The 19,032-nt window shown below is 56.9% G+C and carries 20 protein-coding genes and 1 tRNA gene; 7 read left to right on the top strand and 14 right to left on the bottom strand.

Features of this window, described 5'->3' with window-relative positions; genetic code table 11:
• Window positions 1-14 precede the first annotated feature (14 nt).
• The 6 genes from MPAL_RS14400 to MPAL_RS06650 form a co-directional block, all read right to left on the bottom strand.
• A complete protein-coding gene (locus MPAL_RS14400; protein ID WP_012617980.1) occupies window positions 15-1,646 on the bottom strand; it encodes a methyl-accepting chemotaxis protein in 1,632 nt (543 codons plus the stop codon).
• Window positions 1,647-1,706: 60 nt separating this feature from the next.
• Window positions 1,707-2,276: a chemotaxis protein CheW gene (locus tag MPAL_RS06670; protein WP_012617979.1), complete on the bottom strand. Its 570-nt coding sequence runs from the start codon at window positions 2,274-2,276 to the stop codon at window positions 1,707-1,709.
• Window positions 2,273-3,769 (bottom strand): CheR family methyltransferase, encoded by a 1,497-nt coding sequence (locus MPAL_RS06665; RefSeq protein ID WP_012617978.1) that lies wholly within the window; start codon window positions 3,767-3,769, stop codon window positions 2,273-2,275. The genes MPAL_RS06670 and MPAL_RS06665 overlap by 4 nt, the downstream gene beginning before the upstream one ends.
• On the bottom strand, window positions 3,766-4,290 hold the full coding sequence (locus MPAL_RS06660) for a chemotaxis protein CheW (RefSeq protein ID WP_083767010.1): 525 nt from the start codon (window positions 4,288-4,290) through the stop codon (window positions 3,766-3,768). Before MPAL_RS06660 ends, MPAL_RS06665 begins: the two co-directional genes overlap by 4 nt.
• A gap of 337 nt (window positions 4,291-4,627) precedes the next feature.
• Complete coding sequence (locus MPAL_RS06655; protein ID WP_012617976.1) at window positions 4,628-5,269, bottom strand: metallophosphoesterase family protein; 642 nt, start codon at window positions 5,267-5,269, stop codon at window positions 4,628-4,630.
• Window positions 5,270-5,300: 31 nt separating this feature from the next.
• Window positions 5,301-6,383, bottom strand: coding sequence for a TIGR04013 family B12-binding domain/radical SAM domain-containing protein (locus tag MPAL_RS06650; protein ID WP_012617975.1), 1,083 nt, complete (start codon window positions 6,381-6,383; stop codon window positions 5,301-5,303).
• Between the two features lie 108 nt (window positions 6,384-6,491).
• Here MPAL_RS06650 and MPAL_RS06645 point away from each other — a divergent pair, with 108 nt between their 5' ends.
• Entirely contained in the window at window positions 6,492-6,947 is a 456-nt protein-coding gene (locus MPAL_RS06645; protein ID WP_012617974.1) for a YbhB/YbcL family Raf kinase inhibitor-like protein, read from the top strand.
• 47 nt (window positions 6,948-6,994) lie between these two features.
• Window positions 6,995-7,456, top strand: coding sequence for a YbhB/YbcL family Raf kinase inhibitor-like protein (locus MPAL_RS06640; protein ID WP_012617973.1), 462 nt, complete (start codon window positions 6,995-6,997; stop codon window positions 7,454-7,456).
• Window positions 7,457-7,503: 47 nt separating this feature from the next.
• Here the strand turns inward: MPAL_RS06640 and MPAL_RS06635 are convergent, their stop codons facing one another.
• Entirely contained in the window at window positions 7,504-8,064 is a 561-nt protein-coding gene (locus MPAL_RS06635; protein ID WP_012617972.1) for a TATA-box-binding protein, read from the bottom strand.
• Between the two features lie 42 nt (window positions 8,065-8,106).
• Window positions 8,107-10,002, bottom strand: coding sequence for an acetate--CoA ligase (gene acs, locus MPAL_RS06630; protein WP_012617971.1), 1,896 nt, complete (start codon window positions 10,000-10,002; stop codon window positions 8,107-8,109).
• A 204-nt stretch (window positions 10,003-10,206) separates the two neighbouring features.
• On the opposite strand from acs, the gene MPAL_RS06625 reads away from it, so the two are divergent.
• The gene (locus MPAL_RS06625; protein ID WP_236610451.1) at window positions 10,207-10,473 is read left to right on the top strand and encodes a hypothetical protein; all 267 of its coding nucleotides are present in this window, start codon (window positions 10,207-10,209) and stop codon (window positions 10,471-10,473) included.
• 47 nt (window positions 10,474-10,520) lie between these two features.
• Here the strand turns inward: MPAL_RS06625 and MPAL_RS14395 are convergent, their stop codons facing one another.
• From MPAL_RS14395 to MPAL_RS06595, 5 genes are all read right to left on the bottom strand, one after another.
• Window positions 10,521-12,383: a diadenylate cyclase gene (locus MPAL_RS14395; protein WP_148208165.1), complete on the bottom strand. Its 1,863-nt coding sequence runs from the start codon at window positions 12,381-12,383 to the stop codon at window positions 10,521-10,523.
• A gap of 359 nt (window positions 12,384-12,742) precedes the next feature.
• A complete protein-coding gene (locus tag MPAL_RS06610) occupies window positions 12,743-13,180 on the bottom strand; it encodes a molybdenum cofactor biosynthesis protein MoaE (RefSeq protein WP_012617968.1) in 438 nt (145 codons plus the stop codon).
• 5 nt (window positions 13,181-13,185) lie between these two features.
• Window positions 13,186-13,467 (bottom strand): ubiquitin-like small modifier protein 1, encoded by a 282-nt coding sequence (locus tag MPAL_RS06605; protein WP_012617967.1) that lies wholly within the window; start codon window positions 13,465-13,467, stop codon window positions 13,186-13,188.
• A 5-nt stretch (window positions 13,468-13,472) separates the two neighbouring features.
• Window positions 13,473-14,168 (bottom strand): HesA/MoeB/ThiF family protein, encoded by a 696-nt coding sequence (locus MPAL_RS06600; RefSeq protein WP_012617966.1) that lies wholly within the window; start codon window positions 14,166-14,168, stop codon window positions 13,473-13,475.
• Between the two features lie 136 nt (window positions 14,169-14,304).
• A tRNA-Cys gene (locus MPAL_RS06595) sits at window positions 14,305-14,375 on the bottom strand.
• Between the two features lie 154 nt (window positions 14,376-14,529).
• Between MPAL_RS06595 and MPAL_RS06590 the strand changes: the two genes are divergently transcribed.
• Window positions 14,530-15,225 (top strand): 2,5-diamino-6-(ribosylamino)-4(3H)-pyrimidinone 5'-phosphate reductase, encoded by a 696-nt coding sequence (locus MPAL_RS06590; protein ID WP_012617965.1) that lies wholly within the window; start codon window positions 14,530-14,532, stop codon window positions 15,223-15,225.
• Window positions 15,226-15,321: 96 nt separating this feature from the next.
• Here the strand turns inward: MPAL_RS06590 and MPAL_RS14390 are convergent, their stop codons facing one another.
• Window positions 15,322-15,834: a hypothetical protein gene (locus MPAL_RS14390; protein ID WP_012617964.1), complete on the bottom strand. Its 513-nt coding sequence runs from the start codon at window positions 15,832-15,834 to the stop codon at window positions 15,322-15,324.
• Between the two features lie 110 nt (window positions 15,835-15,944).
• On the opposite strand from MPAL_RS14390, the gene MPAL_RS06580 reads away from it, so the two are divergent.
• From MPAL_RS06580 to MPAL_RS06570, 3 genes are read left to right on the top strand one after another with little or no spacing between them, the layout of a single operon-like run.
• Window positions 15,945-17,111: a double-cubane-cluster-containing anaerobic reductase gene (locus MPAL_RS06580; RefSeq protein ID WP_012617963.1), complete on the top strand. Its 1,167-nt coding sequence runs from the start codon at window positions 15,945-15,947 to the stop codon at window positions 17,109-17,111.
• Complete coding sequence (locus tag MPAL_RS06575) at window positions 17,108-17,869, top strand: acyl-CoA dehydratase activase (protein ID WP_012617962.1); 762 nt, start codon at window positions 17,108-17,110, stop codon at window positions 17,867-17,869. Before MPAL_RS06580 ends, MPAL_RS06575 begins: the two co-directional genes overlap by 4 nt.
• A gap of 22 nt (window positions 17,870-17,891) precedes the next feature.
• Entirely contained in the window at window positions 17,892-19,016 is a 1,125-nt protein-coding gene (locus MPAL_RS06570; RefSeq protein WP_012617961.1) for a putative sulfate/molybdate transporter, read from the top strand.
• Window positions 19,017-19,032 lie beyond the last annotated feature (16 nt).

Genomic DNA, 19,032 nt, shown 5'->3' with positions numbered 1-19,032 from the left:
TCCTGGGCCGGCGATCAGGTCTGATATCGGTTCATCATCTCTTTCAGTTTCAATCCCAGATCCTGGAGATTTCTGGCGACCTTCTCAGCCTCCCTGGCCCCCTGCAGATTCTGCACGCTCGCCGTCTTGATATTCTCCATGGAGATCGCGACCTGTTCCATCCCCACCAACTGCTCCTTGCTCGAGATAGCGATCTGGGTCGCAGACTGCGCAGACTGCTCATTGAACTCCTCCAGGACCCGGATCGAATTTCCCGTCTCGGTCGACTGCCGGACGCCGGCCTCGACCACCCTGCTCCCCTGCTCGACAGCCATCACCGCCGAGCTCACTGCCTTCTGGGTATCCTTGAGGAGTTTTCGGATCTGACCGGTCGCTCGCTTGGACTCATCTGCCAGGATACGGATCTCCTGCGCCACAACAGCGAACCCTTTCCCCTGGTCCCCGGCCTTGGCCGCCTCGATGGAAGCATTCACCGAGAGGATATTCACCTGCTCGGCTACATCGTTCACCACCCCGATGATCTCACTGATCGCCAGACTCTGCTCGTTCAGCCGTCCAATACTCTCCCCGATCGAGTCCATCTGCTGCTGAATCCGGTTCATACCAGCGATCGTCTCCTCGACCGAGACCCTCCCGGTCTCCACCATCGACGAAGCGCTCGCTGCATTGTCAGCGACGTTCTTCGCCTTCTGACTGGCCACCTCGGTGGTCTGTTTCACCTCTTCAACGGCGGCTGTCGTCTCTGAGATCGAGGTCGCAGTCTCCTGGGCACCAGAAGCGGTCTGAGCCATCGTCGTCATCAGTTCGCTGACTGATGAGGCAAGGATGTTCACCCCCTCCAGGATCTCCCGGTCCAGGGTACGCAGGTTCTCCAGCATCATGCGTGTGGAATCGACCAGGACTCCCACCTCGTCGTTCCGCTCTTCGCGGGGGATCTCGATCCTCAGATCACCCGACGCCACCTTCCGGGTGACATCGGCCAACCGTTCGAGCGGGGTCGCCACACTTGTGGTGAGCACAGAGATCAGCAGGATTGCAATTACACCGGCAAAGACCACCGTACCGATGATCAGCAGGACTGCATTGGCAAAGGTGGTATCACCCTGTCTGCTGATCTTCCCTGCATCGGCGTTCACCTGTTCAGAGAGTGTCTCGAGCGCAGTATCCACGGCAGCCCTCGTATTCATCAGCGGGCTGCCATCCTTGACAGCATCGCTAATCTCTGAACTTTTAGCCGTTTTGACCTCGTTGAGCGTCTCTTTTATGCCATCCTGGTAGGTTGTCCAGTTTTTATCAAATTCTGCAAGGGTGGTCTGTTGCTCTGCACTCAACGGGGATGATCGAACGACCTGCATCTCGGTGTTGATGGTGGCGATATCCGTATTGATATCCAGTTCAAGCTGCGTCCGTTCATCAGGGATGATGATATACTTGAAGAGGTCCCCCCGGAGTTTGAAGAGGGTGCTGTCGGCGACCCCGACATGCTCGATGGTCACGGTGTGATCGGCATAGAGCGTCGTCATGCCATCGTTAATATTCTTCATATTGACGAATCCCACGATACCCACGACGACCAGGGCCAGCATGAAGATCACGAACGCAATGATCAGTTTGGTCCGAATCTTCTTATTATTGAAATAGTTCATCTGCTCCCCTCGAAATTCCTGATAATGATCTCACGCACCATACTCATAATTCCTTCCAGTTCAGATCCCGGCATCAACCTCTTCATGGACAGGGATCCTGGGATCTCCCAGCAGTTTTTCACCATCCAACACAATCAGTCCATCGGCCGTCATCCCCCGGAGGTGCTCCTCCCCGATGGAGGAGATGGTGAGGGGAAGAGGGATCAGGCTCTCGGTATCCACATGTCGGACCCCGACGATCAGGTCAGCAAGGATCCCGAATGCCATGCTGCCGTTGTCCAGGATGATCACCTTGTTCTGGTTGGTGATTCCCTGATCCGGTAATCCAAAGAACTTCTTCAGGTCGACGATCGAGAAAATCTCTCCCCTGACATTGATGATTCCAAAGACGAACGGGGGCGTGCAGGGGAGAGGAGTATACTGTTGAAGGGGGAGCACCTCGCGGATCTCCGAGACCTCGATACCATACCGCTCTGTTCCCATCTCAAATTCGAGGATCTCGCAGGTATCGAGGGGGATCGCCCCTTCCCCCTCCACCTGAGCCAGAGCCCTGGCTCGCTCTGCAAGTATACGTCTCACCGTCTCAGCATCCGCCGACCCACCGACCATCCCGTACTCTTCCTGATTCATACCTGCTCACCCAACCTCTCCATCGTGGCCTTGACGATTCGGGCCAGGCTCGCGGAGTTCAGGCCCCCCGAGTCAGGGATCTCCTCGTTCTCTCCCCTGGTGGCGAGGATCCGCTGGGTGATGCCGAACTGCCTGACCGCCTCATCGATCTCCCCCCTGCGAAGGGCGAGGTTCCCGAGGTCATAGTGTGCGAGGACGGCATTCTGATCGAGGTACAGAACCCGCTGCAGTGACCGTATGGCTTCCCCCTCCTCGTCCAGTTCCTGGAGGATGCTGGACATCAGATAATGGAACACCGGTTCTGTCCGTCTGGCCAGGATCGCCTGCTCGCACCACTCCTTCGCCTCGGTCAGGTCTCCCTGGTTGGCAGAGCAACGGGAGAGAAGTGCCATCATGTCAGCATCGCCCGGCCTGATCTCCAGCACCTTCTGCCCCCGCTCCATCGCGTCACGATACCTCCGCCGGGTAAAGAGAGTTTTGGCTTCGTTCCGGAAGATCGCCAGGTCGGCCGGTTCTGGTGCCGGTACCGGCCTGATCTGGTCAGGCGCCCCCGATGTCGCCGGCAGAAGAGCGCGTGGCAAGTTCTTCACCCGGGAGGGCTGGACTGCCGGTGGTGCGACCACTGGCCCGGTCCTCTCCTGCTGGAAGCTCCCTACCTTCTTCTGATAGAGCATCGCCTGGGGGAAAATGATTCCTTTGAATTGAGGGAAGAGATGGGCCGAGACCTCGGTAACGCTCACGATCAGCCAGCCATCCTGATTGAGGTGCTCAAAGAAGTGACTGACGACGCTTCGGGCCTGCCCAGGCGAGAAATACATCAGCACGTTCCTGCAGAGGATGATATCGAACGCACTGAAATCCAACGGAGAACTGGGAGGGGGATTGACCAGGTTATACCTGGAGAAGGTCACCATCCTTTTTACTGCCGGGATCACCTCATACGTCCCTCTTCCTACCTCGGTGAAGTATGTTCTCTTCAGCCAGGGTTCAGTCTCCCGAAATGACCACTCGGTATAGATCCCCTGGCTGGCCTTCTTCAGAACATCAGGGTTGATGTCGGTGGCATGGATGGTGACCCTCCAATCCTCGATATCTGGGATGAGCCGGTGGAGGAGGATAGCCACCGAGTACGGCTCCTCCCCGCTTGAACACCCGGCACACCAGATCCTGATCTGCTGGTCGGTTCCCCTCCGGCTCTGTATCAACGTCGGGAAGATCGTCTCTTTCAGGATCGAAAAGACCTGGTTCTCCCGGAAGAAGTAGGTCTCTCCTATGGTCAGATACCGTGCAAGCACCTCGATCTCCCTGCTCTCAGGGGGTGCATCTATCAACCATTCGACGAATGCTTCAGGGGAGGAAATACCGAGTTCCCCGGCGGCCGCGGTGATCCCTCTGGTCAGATCCCCCCACCGGCCCTCTGGATAGAAGAGGCCAAGCATCGCGGTGACCCGATTGCTGATCACCCTCAACTGGATCTCTGAAAAGGGGATCATACCCGCGGAACCCCGGGGTGTTGCTCGCTGGCAGAATCAAAAATCTCAATCTCTGAAGCGGAGAGGAACGCATCGACATCCTGGATGAAGATCAGATCCCCCTGATCCCTGAGCACACCTCTGATCAATCCATTGCCAGGGAGGATGGTATCGAGGGGGACCTCGCCCCCCACCCGGGGTCCATAGACACCCAAAACCCCATCGACGAGTAGAGCGACAACCCGATCTGCCGTGTGCACAATCAACAACTGATCTGATAACTGGAGTTCCCGTTCAGGCCGGTGCAGGATCCTGCGCATATTCATCACCGGGATGACCGTACCTCCGATATTGAGGAGGCCCAGCACAGTCGCGGGTGCACCCGGGACTGGCGTGATCGCCACCGCCCTGACCACCCGCTGAACCTGCCTGAGTTCGATTCCGAACCTCTGCCCATCGAGGTCGAAGAGGATCATCTCACGGTTCGTTTCCGCCACCGGCATTGCTGCTCCGCATCTCTCATCCTGCCAATCCCTCTTCATCAGATCCACCGGGGCCTAACAGATCCCATTCGAAGGCTGGACTAAAAAGAGTTGTGAGGAACGGCATCGGATCGACATCAGTGAGACGATCGTATCCCCGCTCTTCCTCTCCAGAATTGATAGACCTCGAACCAGAGGACGCTCCCAATCTTCCCCATCTCGGTCCGGACGCCGGTGGCCCGAACCTCCACCAGTCCCAGCCCCTGTATGACCAGCGTCCTAGAGTAGAACAAAGGGTTGATCGTCCCCGCCCAGTCGGTCCGTCCCGTATCCGATCAGGATAAGTAAAAAAAGTGGTGAACGGGATCAGAAGAGATCCCGCCGGCCTCGGGTCACTTCAGACCTGGAGCAGTTCAATCTTGATGTCTTTTGCCTCGTCGCCGAGGTGGATAAGGGCGCAGTAGCCGTCTGATGCAGGTCCTGGATTGACGACCTTGACACCATCGACATCTGCGACACCCCGCTGCTCGTGCACATGGGCACAGCAGACGAGGTCGAAGTCTTTCATGTGGTTCCTGACACTCTCACTGCCGACGTGATCTTCGCCGACAAGGTCAAGCACTCCTTTTGGTGGGGCGTGGGAGACCAATACATTATGGATAGACCGCTCCATGGTGGAGATTACCTGGGTCAGTATCTGATCGATCTCTTCTTCCTTTAATTCAAAGGGTGTACTGAATGGGGTGGGATTGGATCCACCGATACCTGCAAGAGTCACCTTTCCTAAGGAGAGGCGCGAGCCGTGGAGATTGACTCCATCGGAATGCTCGATCACGTCTATGATCTCCCGTGGGTCGCAGTTGCCAGGAACGGCAAAGCTGGGTACATCTATTCGAGAGAACAGGGCATCTACCGGGTCAAGAGGTCCAAAGTTGGTTATGTCCCCGGCTATGATCATCGCATCGGCTCCAATTTCGAGAAAGGATTCAAGTTTTCCGAATTGTCCATGCAGATCTGCTATCAATAGCACATCCATCATAGTACATCATTCGACCGATTGGTAAAAAACCTTAATGTCGGATCCGCCAAGATCCAGTCAGTTTTCCGGTCAAAGAGAGGTGGCCGAGCATGTGGACGGTCTCGGGCAATAACGGCCGGGGAGCCGAATTTGCAAGCCGAGTGGCCGGAAGCGGCATAAACTGATGAGCATGGACGATTCCCCTATCTGCAACCCAGCGAATGAGTTTTCCAGTCGCCCGCTCACTCTCGTCATCGTCGCAGGGCAACCCCACGATCATGTCCACCACCGGGGTGATCCCTGCCTCCCTGCAGAGGTCGACCGCCTCCTCGACGGCCGACACCGTGTGCCCCCGTCCGAGTGCGGTCAGCACACGGTCGCTCCCGGACTGTGCTCCGAAGTGGAGGCGGGTATTGCTGCAGTAGGTACAGATCAGGTCGAGAGCCTCTGGGGTGATGAACTCCGGCCTGACCTCGCTGGGGAACGTCCCGATGTAGACCGCTCCGGAGAGCCTTCTAAGCAGGTGCTCGACCTTATCAAGCCGGGGATGGATGCCGTCTGAACCGTAGGCCAGGGCGTTCGGGGTGACACACCGCACATCCCGGCACCGCTCGGCCGCCCGGACCACCGCCTCGATCGAACGATGACGCATGCAGTGGCCGAAGATCTGGGGGGTCTGACAGTATCCGCACCGATGCGGACATCCACGGCTGATCTCGATATATCCCTTCACCTGCGAGAACGGTGGGAATGCGTCCAGCACCACACTGGACCGGGCCGGCGTATACTCATCGCTGGTTGCGACCCCCGACGGGATCCTCCCGTCCCCTTCCTCGATGGCAGCAAGGAGGGAAGGCAGGGTATGTTCCCCCTCGCCCACCACCACGTAATCAGCCCAGGTCGCCGCCTCCTGATAGCAGGCCGTTGCATAGGGCCCGCCGGCGATGGTGATGCAGGGGGCCGTCCGGATCTCTTCTTTCAGAGCCGGCGCAGAGAGGGAGTTCAGGCTGTAGCAGGTCACATCCGGGATCGGCCGATCCACCAGGTCCATGGTGAACCCGGCCTGTTCGCAGGCCGCTGCCAGTATCGCATAGGTGTTACGTGCCGCCTGGATCCGCCGCCAATGTACCTGCATCGCTCTTCCCCAGAGTATCTGCGCAAAACCGGATAAAGGGATGACCAGATCGGTTCTGTATGATTTATTACCAAGGAGCGCTATCGTAACTTATTGTTGTGATAAATCATGAAAGATCTAACCGTGCGTCTGGACTATGGTGAGTTGCCCGAGATCTTCACCTGTTATGGAGAGAATGTTTCACCGCGAATCGTCTACGGTCCCCTCGATCCAGCGGTGAAGTCACTCGCCGTCGTGGCCATCAATCCGTTTGAACCGGGCTGTACCTTCACCACCTGGCTGATCTGCAACATTCCGCCGGTTGTCGTGGTCCCACCCAGAATTCCCAAAGAAAAGGTGATCGATCTTCCCTTCTCCGCCATTCAGGGGATGAACGACTTTGGAACGATCGGGTATCGGGGACCCTGCCCAAAGGAGGGGGAGACCCATCAGATCACCTTCAAGGTCTATGGGCTTGACAGCCAGCTGGACCTTCCCGGCGGGTTCACCAAAGACGAGTTGAACGCTGCAATGCAGGGGCATGTGATTCAGTTCGGGAACACCATCGCGATGTACAGGCGCTGATCTCTGATTCAAAGATTATTTATAGGATCAATCCGATTTTGATACCTATGAAACCCCTGACGGTGCGAATCTCTGTAAAGAACCTGCCACCCCAGTATACCTGCGATGGTAACAATGTCTCACCAGCGCTTGAGGTCGATGGAATCGAAGAGAACGGCATTGCGTCCCTTGCCCTCATGATGACTGACGCCGATGCCCCGGGTGGCGGCACATTTCCCCACTGGCTGATCTGGAATATGGACGTGGTCTCGATCGTCCCAGAGAACATCCCAAAGGATCTGACCGTCTCGTTCCCAATCAGTGCTGTGCAGGGAAAGAACGCAAAAGGTGAGATCGGATACAGCGGACCCTGTCCACCGAACGGGCAGGCACACCGGTATGAGATCAAGGTCTATGGGCTCGACACCAGACTTGAACTGGCGCCCGGTTCAGAACAGGAAGACCTGGTCAAAGCGATGCAGGGGCATGTGATCCAGTTCGGCACGACATCGGTCGTCTATGGCCGATAACTACTCGTTTTTTTTGATGACTATCGATCGTACCTACGGTGAAAGGTTCAGATCAGCCCAAGACCGGTCAGGTCGCTCATAATCCTCTGCACGGCTCGCTCTGCGTCCACCGTATGTTTCCCGCCGGTGATGATCATTTTTCCCGAACCGAAGAGGAGGAGCACGACCTTGGGATCGTCGAGCCGATAGACCAGGCCAGGGAATTGTTCTGGCTCGTACTCGATCTTGTTGAGGTTGAATCCAACTGCGATCTTATTCAGGTTGATCGTCGAACCCAGGTCTGCAGAGGTCACGATGTTCTGGACCGTGTAGGTTGGCGTTCCATCGATCTCAACCCCGATTGCCCTGAGCATATCTGAGAGGAGAGCAATCCCCCGGTCAAGAATGTCGATACTCTTAGCCCCCGTCAGCACCACCTTGCCTGAGTTGAAAACCAGAGCTGCAATCTTTGGATCCTTGATTCGGATCACGACTCCAGGGAAACGCTTCTTGTCGTACTCTGCACCCTCCAACTGAGAGGCGATGGCCGGGAGGTCCAGATGATCGGTCACCTTTGCAGAAGCAACAATGTTCTCAATCTTGAGTGAATCCTCTGGCCTCTTGTCCATGGTTAATTAAATGCCACAGAGCAGTATATAAAAAATGTGGTATTACTCGTCCAGGGTTGAGGTATCCCCGGGATCGAGTCCCATCTCCTGAGCCTTTAAGACCCTGCGCATGATCTTTCCTGATCGCGTCTTAGGCAGCGAGTCGACGAACTCGATCTCTGAAGGCATCGCAATCGGGCCGAGCGTGATCCGAACATGGTAGATCAGTTCGTTCCTGAGCCGATCGGTCGGCTGGTGACCGACCCGAAGCGTAACGAAGGCTTTGATGATATTCCCCTTCATCGGGTCTGGTTTACCGATCACTGCAGCCTCAGCCACTGCTTTATGGGAGACCAGGGCGCTCTCCACCTCGGCTGTCCCGATGTTGTGACCTGATACGATGATCAGGTCATCCGACCGACCGATCACCATGATATACCCGTCATCGCCCTTCACGGCCAGGTCCCCGGCGGTGTAGTAATCCTTGATGGTGGACCAGTACTTCCTGTAGATCGGGTCGTTGTTCACCACCGTCCGCATCATCGCCGGCCAGGGTTTCTTCACGACCAGGAACCCGCCGGTTCCGGGGGGGACCGATTCGCCGTCCTTATCGACCACATCCACAACCACGCCGGGAATGGACTTCCCGGTAAACCCGGGTCGCATCGGTTGACCGACCATCGTGGTCAGCATGTGCATCCCGGTCTCGGTCTGCCACCAGGTGTCGACGATCGGACACTTCTCCTTTCCGATCGTTTTATAGAACCACTCGAACGCCTCAGGATTCAGGGGTTCCCCGACCGATCCGAGCACCCGGAGGTACGAGAGATCATACCTATCGGGCCACAGTTCGCCCATCTTCATGAACATCCGGATGGCAGTCGGGGCTGTATAGAGGATGTTAACCCCGTACTCCTCCATGATCGACCACCAGGAACCCGGGTCGGGATAGTCAGGCGTACACTCTGCAATCACGACGGTGGTCCCCTGCATCAGGGGTCCGTAGACCACGTACGAGTGGCCGGTGATCCAGCCGGGATCGGCCGTGCACCAGTAGACGTCGTTCTCCTTGACATCAAAGACATGTTTGGTCGTGTAGTAGGTGCCAACCATGTACCCCCCACAGGTGTGCACGATCCCTTTCGGTGCCCCGGTGGTGCCTGAGGTGTACAGGATAAAGAGCGGGTCTTCAGCATCCATCACTTCGATCTCACACTTTCGATCCACACTGGCCATCAGTTCATCATAATCGATCTCCATCTCAGAATGGATCTCTATCGGCTGGTCCTGCTTCCGCCGAAGGACGATCACATGCTCGACCGACGGAGCATTGATGATCGCCTCCTCGATCAGGTGCTTGAGCGGGATCGACTTCCCACGCCTGACAGCATAATCTGCAGTGACAACGATCTTGGCTTCTGCCCCGACGATCCTCGCATTCAGGGCGGCCGATCCGAACCCACCGAAGACCACGGTATGGACCGCACCGATCCGTGCGCATCCGAGCATCGCGATGATCTGTTCTGGAACCATCGGCATGTAGATGCAGACACGATCGCCCTTCAAAACCCCGAGTTTCCGAAGTCCATTGGCGAACCGGTTCACCGCATGGTACAGGTGGCGGTACGTGAAGATCCGTTCATCGTCATCCCCCTCCCCTTTCCAGATCAGGGCGACCTTGTTCCTCCTGCCACCGAACACATGACGGTCCAGGCAGTTGTAGGTGATATTGGTCTTGCCGTTGACGAACCAGCGGGCATAGGGGTGTTCCCACTCGAGCACCTTGTCCCAGCGCCGATACCAGTGGAGATCCTCTGCAATCTTCTCCCAGAAGCCCTCCGGGTCAGAGAGTGACTCCTGATAGACCTTCTCGTAGTCCATTATCGACGAGTTCTGGATAAACGCCGGATCAGGCAGGTGGTACTTGTTGTCCAGTTTCACATCAAAGTCTTCAGGCATCTTATTCTACATTATTAATAATGATCATATATATTTAATGTGGTGGTCTTCGGCAGTTGTCGACAATCTCTCCGAAAAAAAAGATGATGGTAGGGTGATGTTGTACACAGGTCCCCAGAAGGATCCGATTGATGATGACCTCACAATCTGCAGAGCCTCTCAGAAAAGGAGAAATATTTCCAGATGAAATTCAGTTAGCATCAGATGAGCCCTGCTATGTTCGACCACTGCCCCGGAACTGCCAACCTTCGAACACCGACCCTGACGATCAAGCACTGCCCCCAGTGCGGGGTCGAGGTCGAGGTCTTCTCAAATGATCGTGTCGTTCACTGCTCAGTCTGCGGCACCCCGGTGTATAACGATATCGAATCCTGCGTCCACTGGTGCAAATATGCCAGGGAATGCGTCGGCGAGGAACTGTATCATAAATTGACCGATCCACTCCCGACCGGAGATCGACAGAAAGAGTGAAGCGCTTAAAAACACAATTTTGAAACTTTTTTAATAAAAAAAAAAGATTATGGCGTGATCGTCCAGAGGATCTTTCCACCCTTGATCACCTTGATCAATCCTCCGCTCTGTGAGACAACAACACCAACCGAGTTGGTGACCCTGGTGATCCCTGCTGCCGAAGCATGGCGCGAACCGAGACCTGCCGGCAGGGAGACACCACTGGTGTCAACCGTGATGTACCGACCTGCCGCCTCGACCACACCGTTGCTCGCGATGACAAAAGCACCATCGAGGAGTGAGAACTCCTTGATGTTCTCATGCAGATTCGGATCCGTGATCAACCGTTCCTCGACCAGATGTCCCTTGAACGGGTTCAGGATGAACTGGGTCGAGGCGTTCATCACCTGTTCGGCATCACCAACGATGAACGCGGTCCCGACAGACTGCCCTTCTCTGCCTTCCCGAGCGATCTCAAGGGCAATCGTCAGCACTGCTTCAAAGACCACCGGATCGATGTCGGTTCCCTCAAGAACCTCGGTCGACATCTCATCGAGGGTTACATCCTCCCCCTTCTCGGCGTCCCCCCATGCTCCGTTCTTTTCGAGGGAGAGCGTCGGGCCTGGGTCTGCCTGTTCTGGCTCGTCCTCCAGATGCTGGGTCAGTGAACGAGCGATCGCCTTCCAGTCGTCCGCCTTCTCAAGGTACGCCGAGCTGTACTGAGGTTCTGCCTCAGCAAGGATCACCAGCAACTGGGCACATTCAAGGGCGCTCTTCCGGGCCTGCACCAGATCACCATGCTCACGGGCCCGGGTATAAGCGGCCACGGCCTCTTCGAGTGGTTCTGAGGTCGGGATCACCACGGACCCCAGCTCGCGCCGCCGCCAGAGCATCGCCCCACCACCAACTATTGCTGCGATCAGCACGACCAGCAACCCGGGGATGATTCCGGGCTTGGCCCAGAAGGGGACGGCCGTGGGTGAACCGGAGGTTGGGAGGGTGCTGGGAACCTGGGAACTGATCTCAACGGTCAGGTTCTGGAGGGTTGACTGTCCATCGCTCTGGACACCAGTGATCCAGATCTGGTACTGCCCGGGACTATCGTAGGTATGCTGAAATGGGAAAGCCACATATTCGTCCTTCTTCTGGTCTCCCCAATCTACCATTAACTTCTGGATGGACATCGACGGGCTTCCCGCCTGCGGAATACCATTCACCATGACCGTGCTGTTGTTGATCTCGGGGGCGTTCAGGATCAGACGGGGCGCGCCCGGCGGAGGCATGGTCGTCGTGACTGCTGTCGTGGTGATTGTTGGGGTCGTCAACTCCACATCAAGGGTGCGGGTGTTGTAGGTTCCGTCACTCTGGTAACTGGTGACCGCAACCACATATTTACCTGCCCGTGCATAGGTGTGCGAGGCAGGGAAGGGCTGGTCCTCAATCCTACCATCACCCCAGTTCCATGAGATCCTGCTGATCGTCTGACCATACTCCCCAGGCGTCGAGGTCCCGTCGACAGTAACCTTCAACTGGTCGATGCTCGGCGGATTGATCAGGAGGGCCGGCGGGGTATGTGAGGTGGATGTGGTCGTGGCGGTCGATTGAGTCCAGATCGTCGTCAGGGTCGTGATCGGTGTGGTCGTTATCGTGGTGAGCGTTGGGATCGTGGTTGTCGGTGTTGAGACCGTCGTCATCGGTGTTGAGACTGTCGTCGTCACCGTCGGGATCTGGGTCGTGGTGGGAATGGTCGATGTCGGAATAGTTGTTGTTATTGTTGTCGTTGGAATTGTGGTCAGGGTCGGCGACGGTGTGGCGGTGGTAGTCGTTGTGCTCACCGTCGGGACTGTGGTGGGCGTTACCGGTACCACCGTTGGAGTTGTCTCATTGGGCAGCAGCGGGTCAGCAGCTGATGCCAGAGAAGGGATTGCCATTGAGAGGAGAAGACAGAGCACTGCACAGATGATAACCTGTGCATAGTGAGGTCTCAGTCTCCCTGGGTCATACAAACAGTTCCCCATGTATCGTCTGGTACTGTTAGGATAATGATGCATATTAAAATATGAGATGGCCGAAGTCCTGGAAATATTTTCAAACGAGTCCGGTACTACCGCACTTTACCAAATCTACCCCCAATACTGACCGGATTTACACTAAAAACCAAAAAACACATTTCAGTCATTACAATCTGACCCCGGGAGAAGTACAACTGGATAAAACCCTGCCGGCACTAATCTGAAATACTGGTATCCCTCACCACAGGTTACCGGCAAAAAAAGACGGAATTATACTATCAGAGGTGCTCTGCCTCAGGGGATTCTCCCTTCACCCAGGTTGCACCATCGTTCCGGTGTTCCTTCTTCCAGATCGGCACCTCCGTCTTGAGCCAATCGATGATAACTTCGCACCCGAGAAATGCCTCACGCCGGTGGCCGGCGCTGACGACGATAGCCACAATGTTCTCGCCGACCTTCAGGGGTCCAACCCGGTGGACGACGGTCACGGAATGAAGGTTGTGCTGGCTGACAGCCTTTTCCACGATCTTTCGCAATTCCCTGACAGCAACCTCCTCATAGGCCTCCAGCTCCAGTGTCTCGATACCATCATCCCTGACGATTCCAACAAACGTAACGATCGCACCACTGCTCTGCTCCCTGGCCTCTCCGATCAATACACCGATGTCAAAATCCTCATGCTGGATTGCAATCCGGATCCTGTCCTCTTCAGCCATGGTATTCATCCTCCTGCAACCGGGGGAAAAACCGCCACTTCGTCTTCGTCTGCAACGACCGTTGTCGCTGCCTCTGTCCGGTTCACCCGGATGCCGTTCTGCATGAGGATCACATACTCCCGAAAGGTCCCGTCCTCACCAAAGAGTGCCGTTGCTGCTTCATTCCGCTCTCTGCAGACGATCTGTACCGCCTCTGTGATCGTGGTCCCCTCAGGTACCACGAGTTGAATCCGCTCGCCGAGCAGTTCACGGAACTGGGCGAAGAATCTGATAGTTATCGCTGTCATCCTGGTTACTCCTTCTGCGGTGAACCGCAGACCTCGCAGTGTGGGTTTGCCGCGACGGTGATCTCCTCGGTCCGGCTATTGAGACCGTCCCAGAGCAGCAACCTTCCGGCGAGCAGAGTTCCGGTCCCGGTCAGGTACTTGATCACCTCGCCTGCCTGGATCATTCCGATGATCCCGGGAGTCACGCCGACCACCGGAAAGACCTCCTTTGGAGGGGCATGGGGAAAGATACAGGAGAGGCAGGGGGTCTCCCCGGGAACGATCGTGGTTGCCTGGCCATGGAATCCTCTGATCGCACCATGAAAAAGGGGGATCCCTTTGCTCAGGGCGGTCTGATTCAGCAGGAACCGGATCGGGTAGTTATCCATCGCGTCGACGATCCCATCGGCATCCCCGACCAGATCCCCGATGTTCCCGGCATCGATCGTCTCGTGGATCGCCACAACCTCAATATCCGGATTCAGGGCCTGCAGTTTCTCCTCTGCAGAGATGACCTTCCTCCTCCCGATATCCGGAGTCGAATGGAGAATCTGCCGGTTCAGATTGGAGAGGTCGACAGTATCCTTATCGATCAACACGATCCTGCCAATACCTGCAGCCGCACAGTACACTGCCACCGGTGAACCGAGACCTCCAGCGCCTGCGATTACGATCGTCGCCTGCTTCAGTCGCTCCTGCCCGTCTTCATCGAAGATCAGCATCTGCCGACCATATCGGGATCGTTCATCTGTGCTGAGCGTCACTGCTGCTTCCCCATAATTGTAGTGAATACTGCTATATCCATATACTTGCTCCTTATCGTCTTCCAAAGGGAGGATATAACATAAAGTGAAAGAAAGCCCGGGATGAGAATTGAACTCACCTTCTCCGATCTGCGGTCAGACGCATAGCCTCTCTGCCACCCGGGCACGTATTAATCACAATTGTGAATATCTGATATGGTATCCTGTATTCACTAATGAGAAAAAAAGGACAGGGTTTCGGCAATAATTGCCCAGATACTTTTTTTATCACCACTGGATAGCCAGAGATCTGATAACCACCCACTTCCAACACTACTTTATGCGCCCCTATGTCTTTGTGAATGTGGCGATGAGTGCAGATGGCAAACTCTCCACCCGTGAACGTCGACAGGTGAAGATCTCAGGATCCATCGACTTTCGGCGGGTCGACCAGATCAAAGCAGGGAGCGATGCAATCATGGTCGGCATCGGCACAGTCCTCGCCGATGATCCCTCCCTGACCGTCAAGGATCCTGAGTTGAAGGCCGGCCGGGCCGCGCGGGGTGAAGACGAGAATCCGATCAGGGTGGTCGTCGACAGCCGGGGGAGAACCCCTATAGAGGCTGCGATCCTGAATAAAGGGTCTGGACAGCGGATCGTCGCGGTCGCAGGAGAGGCAGATGAGAAGAACCGGGAACTGCTTCGTGAAAAGGCCGATGTGATCACGACCGGTACTGAATCGGTCGATCTCCCCGCCCTCCTCGATGCGCTGCATGCCAGGGGTGTGCGCCGGCTGATGGTTGAAGGAGGAGGCACCCTGATCTGGTCACTCATCAAAGAAGACCTGGTCGACGAGATCCAGACCTTCATTGGGAATATGGTGATCGGCGGAAAGGATGCCCCGACTCTCGCAGACGGCGAGGGTTTTCTCGCGGCCCAGGACTTTGTCGGACTCGATCTGGCAGATGTCCTCAGGATGGAGGAGGGAATCCTCCTCACCTGGAAGGTCCGCCATCAGCAGCGTTCGATTCTCTGATCTCTTCCTGTTCTGATCTGCAAGAAGAGATTATTGGGAAAAACCGAATGATTCCAAACCACTCGTCAAGAATGATGAGTATCACAAAAAAGAAGATTATCGGGGAGCCAGGGCAGACATCTGATCGATGATCGTATAGGTCTGCCCGGAGTTGGTAGTGACCGTGACGACAATCCTGTCAGGGTTTTTAGTCCCCTTGAAGGTCAATTCAGAGCCAGTCTGCGTGGTCAGCGATTTGGTCTCGTCAGTCCCGTCCGAGCGGATCAGATGGACGGTACATCCGGTGACCGAGTTCATGCCGGCACCACCGTTATAGATCACCGTGATCGAGTGATCGATCGGATCTTTCTGATTCACCTGCACAAAGACATCATTCCCCTTCGGCATCGCCTGGGTTGGCCCTGGAGTCAGTGAGTTGTCGCCACCGGTGGCTGCCGCCACCGTGGTGGCCGCTGCAGATAACCCGGTGGCAGAAGCCAGCCCGGCGGTTGTGGCCGGGACGGTCGTCGTTGTTGTCGTATTATTTACCGTTGGGGTCGTTGTACATCCGGCACCCATCATCATGACAGCCAGTGAAAGGAGCAGGATTGCGATTATCTTCCAGTTCATACGCTCTTGGTTGCAGCGCGTAATTATTTCAGCATTCCGATCTTTTTTCCTCAGGGTTGGAACTGATGGAAGCAAGGGAATAAAACCACAGGTGTAGAAATACTGGCACCATGCTTTCGTCAGCATCAGATCCGGATCGCTTCACTGATGCGTATCCGGCCCGCATCACCGCCCTCACCAGGGAGAGGAAGGCCGGGACGAAGATCGTCGGAACGTTCTGCCTGTATGTCCCCGACGAGATCATCTATGCTGCAGGCGCCGATCGGATGATCCTCTGTGGCGGCAGCAATGCCCTCATCCCAGCGGCAGATGAATTTCTCCCTCGCTCCCTCTGCCCGCTGATCAGGTCCTCGTTCGGATCCATCATCACCAGGGATGACCCCCAAACAGCGGCCTGCCCGCACGTCGCCCTCATCGATCTGGTGATCGGAGAGACGACCTGCGACGGCAAGAAGAAGATGTTCGAACTGCTGGCCGACCTGGTACCAACTCATATGATCGACCTGCCCCAGAAGCCCGACACCCCGGGGGCCCTCCTCTACTTCACCAGCGAACTGCAGAAATTCCGCAGGGTGATGGAGGAACTGACCGGCAACCAGGTGACGGATGAAGCATTGTGGAGGGAGATCCGGAATGCCAACCGAACACGACGCCTGCTGATGCGCCTCTTTACCCTCCGCCAGCAGAATCCCCCACCGATAGGGGGAGTGGCAGTGATCCGGATGATGCAGCGACAGTTTCAACTCCATCCTACGGAGTTCAGACGCCGGCTTGAAACCCTCGTCACCAGGCTGGAGGCGCTGCAGGGGACCAATCAGGAGAGGACGGTGAAACGACCCAGGATCCTCTTCTCGGGCTGTCCGGTGACCGCAGGGAACCAGAAAGTACCTGAGATCGTTGAGGAACGGGGCGGGGTGATCGTCGTTGAGGAGAGCTGTACCGGGACCCGGGCGTTCTGGCACCTGGTCGATGAGAACGAGGAGCGAGATCCACTGGTGGCGCTGGCCGAACGCTACCTGCAGATCCCCTGCGCCTGCATGACCCCCAATGACAGACGGATCGAGCATATCCTCGACCTCGTCCGGCAGTACTCGGTTGACGGGGTGGTCTATGCCACGCTCCAGAACTGCCAGGGGTACAACACCGAACGGCACCGGGTGCAGCAGGCCCTCAAAGAGGTGGGAGTGCCGATGCTCGCCATCGAGACAGACTATGGAGACGCAGATAAGGAGCAGATCGGGGTCAGAGTGGAAGCATTTCTGGAGATGATCCAGTGATCGTCGCCGGCATCGACGCCGGGGCCGCGACCACCAAGGTGGTACTTTTGGATGACGGCGACCTGCTGGCCTATCGGGTTGGACCGACAGGATTTGATTTTCGGGAAGCGATCCGGGCAGTCCTCGGCGGCATCCTTGCTGAGGTAAATCTGCAGGAAAGGGCGGTGGAGCGGATCTGTGCCACCGGGTACGGCAGAAAGACCGTGACCTGTGCTGATAGGACCGTCAGCGAGATCACTGCACATGCGCGGGGGGTCGCGGCCCTGATGCCGGATGCAGACGGGATCATCGATATCGGCGGCCAGGACAGCAAGGTGATCCAGGTGAGGGCCGGCAAGGTCCTGGACTTTCTGATGAACGACCGATGTGCTGCAGGGACTGGAAAGTTCCTCGAATATACGGCCCGGGCGCTCGAGGTACCGCTCCAGGACCTGGGTGACCTGGCCCGGGCGTCCACCAGCCCTGTCGCGATCAGCAGTACTTGCACCGTCTTTGCCGAGTCCGAAGTGATCTCGCTCCGGGCCCAGGGCAGTACCCGGGAGGATATCGCTGCCGGCCTGATCAGGGGGATAGCAGAACGAGTGGCGGTGATGGCACGGCAGGTACACCTGAACGGCCGGGTGGTCTTCGTCGGAGGGGTGGCGAAGAACAGCGGAGTGAAGGCAGCGCTGGAGAAGGAACTCAGGCTTGACCTGGTGGTGCCGCCGGAACCCCAGATAACCGGAGCGCTGGGGGCGGCGATCGCCTGTATGGAGTGACCTCCGGGTCGCCGCGATAAACATGACTCGTTCCATCACCTTTCATCATGCCCTCTCCGAGATCTCAGGATCCCTCGGCGACTTCGGGACCATCCTTCCGCTCACGTTCGGCATGATTCTCGCCACCGGAGCACCTGCCGGTCCGGTTCTCCTCCTCCTCGGCCTCTGGCATCTCTTCGCCGGCGTCGTCTACAAGACCCCCATCCCGGTCGAACCGATGAAGGTCATCGCCGTGCTCGTCATCGCCGGCCAGGCCGACAGGGGAACGATGGCCGCTGCCGGCCTGATCCTCGGGTTCCTCTTCCTCTCACTCGGTATATCCGGCTGGATCTCTGTCATCGTCGAACGCATTCCAGAACCGGTAACCCGGGGGATCCAGCTCGGACTTGCACTCCTGCTCGTCCGTTCCGGATTCCAGTACGCAATCCCGGACCCCTACCTTGCGATCATCGGAGTGGGGATCATCCTCTTCTTCATCATGGCACACCGGTTCAGCCGCCTCCCTGACCTGTCAGCGATTGCAGTCCTCGTCATCGGGGTAGCGCTGGGAATCAGCCTGCACGGGCTGCCGGCCTGGGGATTTCCGTTCCCCCAGGGGTTGACGATACCCGGAATTGGGGACTGGCCCGCTGCAGCCGGATCCATGGTGGTCCCCCAGATGATCCAGACCCTGACCAACTCGATAGCAGCCGTCGTCCTCATCACCGGGGATCTCTTCAAGACCAGGGTCTCCCCCGCCCGGGTCTCCACCTCTCTTGGGATCATGAACCTGATATCAGCCCCGCTCGGTGGGATCCCGGTCTGCCACGGGGCAGGAGGGGTCGCGGCCCTGTACCGGTTCGGGGCCAGTACCTCCATCGCCAACTACATTGCCGGGGGGGTATTGATCGTCATCGCGATCTTCTCTGCCGATCATGGAGTCGTCACCCTCTTCCCGGTCGGCCTCCTCGGCTCGCTCCTCTTCTTCGTTGCGATCGATCTCGGTCGATCCGGTCTGAAGACCAATGCCCTCCCGACGACCCTTGTCACCGGAATCGTATCGGCGGCCACGTCAGTGACGATCGGTTTCCTCGCCGGGGTCATAGTCTGGCTGATCCAGCGGTTCATCATCAAGAGAAGAGAGAACGATGGGGAACGACCAGTTTAATCCAATTCACCCATTT

Origin of the sequence: Methanosphaerula palustris E1-9c (assembly GCF_000021965.1) — an archaeon.
In the GTDB taxonomy this organism is placed as follows: Archaea; Halobacteriota; Methanomicrobia; order Methanomicrobiales; family Methanospirillaceae; genus Methanosphaerula; species Methanosphaerula palustris.
The sequence above is the reverse complement of the archived record's forward strand: the minus strand, read 5'-3'. Positions and strand labels throughout refer to the sequence as shown.